Below are 1539 nucleotides of genomic sequence, written 5' to 3'. Positions count from 1 at the left end.
GGCATGCTCGCAAAGCCGCGCCGCGATCTCGCCCGGCTCGATGCGGAAGCCGCGGATCTTCACCTGGTCATCGTTGCGGCCCAGGAACTCCAGATAGCCATCCGGCAGATAACGCCCCAGGTCACCGGTCTTATACAGCCGATCGCCTTCCACAAAGGGACTGGCGATGAACCGCTCCGCCGTCAGATCAGGCCGGTTCAGGTAGCCCCGCGCAACGCCCGCCCCGCCGATATAGAGCTCCCCCACCGCCCCGAACGGGACGGGCGCACCATGACCGTCCAGCAGGTACACCCGCGTGTTCGCAATCGGACGCCCGATCGGGACAACTGACCCATCAAAGTCATCGGGACAACTCCAAACCGTCGCGCAGACTGTTGCTTCGGTCGGGCCATAGGCGTTGACGATAGATGCCGAGGCCAGACTTCGGACGAGTTCAGCTTTCGGCAGTTCGCCAGCAAGAATGAGAACTTGCGATGCCAAACATCCCGGATCCCTGCTTGCCTGAAGCAAGGCTGGAGGTAATGTCGCATGGGTTATGGCTTCGCTTCGCAGGTAATCCGATAGCTTGTTACTCGCCTGGCGGAGCTCGTCCGCAGGCAAGTGTAATGCGGCGCCTGAGCCAAACGCCATGACAAGCTCCCAAGCACTTGCATCAGAGCCGAAGGAGGCGAACTGCACAACACGGCTATTCGAACAGGCGCCAAAAAGCCCGATCTGAGCCAACCCGAGATTGACCAGACTTCCATGCTCGACCATGACGCCCTTTGGGGTTCCGGTGGAGCCTGAGGTGTAGATGACATAGGCGAGATGGCGCGCGGTCAGGCCAATGGCGCGCGGCTCGGGATCGCAGGCGGGCAATTCGGCCCAGGCTGGTGTCGCCGTCTCCAGATCGACCACGCTCACATCGGCCAGCGCCTCGGCGCCGAGCGCAGCGCGGCCGGCCGCGTCGCAAAGCAGCAGCTTGGGTGCGGCATCATCGAGAACCTGCCGCAACCGCGCGCAGGGATAGGCCGGATCGAGCGGCAGATAGGCGCCGCCGGCCTTGAGGATCGCCAGCACACCAAGCACCATCGCCGGGCTGCGCTCCAAGCAGATCGCCACCGGCTGATCCGGCTTTACACCCAAGGCGATCAGATGGTGGGCCAGCCGGTTGGCCTGGGCATTGAGCTCGCCATAGCTCAGGCGCTCGTCCTCATAGACTACCGCCACCGCATCAGGGGCCTGGCGCACCTGCGCCTCGAACAGCTCGTGGATGCACATGTCCGACGGATAGGCCGCCGCCGTCCGGTTCAACTCCTCCAACAGGTAGGTGCGCTCGTCAGCCGGCAGGATGTCCAGATCGCGCACTGGCCGGCCTGCATCGGCCAGCACACTATGCAACAATGTTTGTAAGTGCTGCGTCATGCGGTCGATCTGCTCCGGTGCCAATCGACTTGCATCAAAATGCCATCGAAAGCTCCCATCCAGAGCGCAAAGCTCGAATGTCAGCAAATCACCGGATAGGGTTGTCTCAGAACTCGCGTTCGAAGCTAGATCGCC

Annotated in this window: 1 protein-coding gene; it reads right to left on the bottom strand. The window is 62.6% G+C overall.

Annotated elements, in window-relative coordinates:
* The coding region (locus NKI72_RS34925; protein ID WP_352852239.1) for a non-ribosomal peptide synthetase at positions 1–1428 on the bottom strand (1428 nt) is incomplete at its 3' end.
* Positions 1429–1539 lie beyond the last annotated feature (111 nt).

Origin of the sequence: Mesorhizobium sp. M0437, assembly GCF_040321335.1 — a bacterium.
In the GTDB taxonomy this organism is placed as follows: Bacteria; Pseudomonadota; Alphaproteobacteria; order Rhizobiales; family Rhizobiaceae; genus Mesorhizobium.
This window is presented reverse-complemented; position numbering and strand designations above follow the sequence as displayed.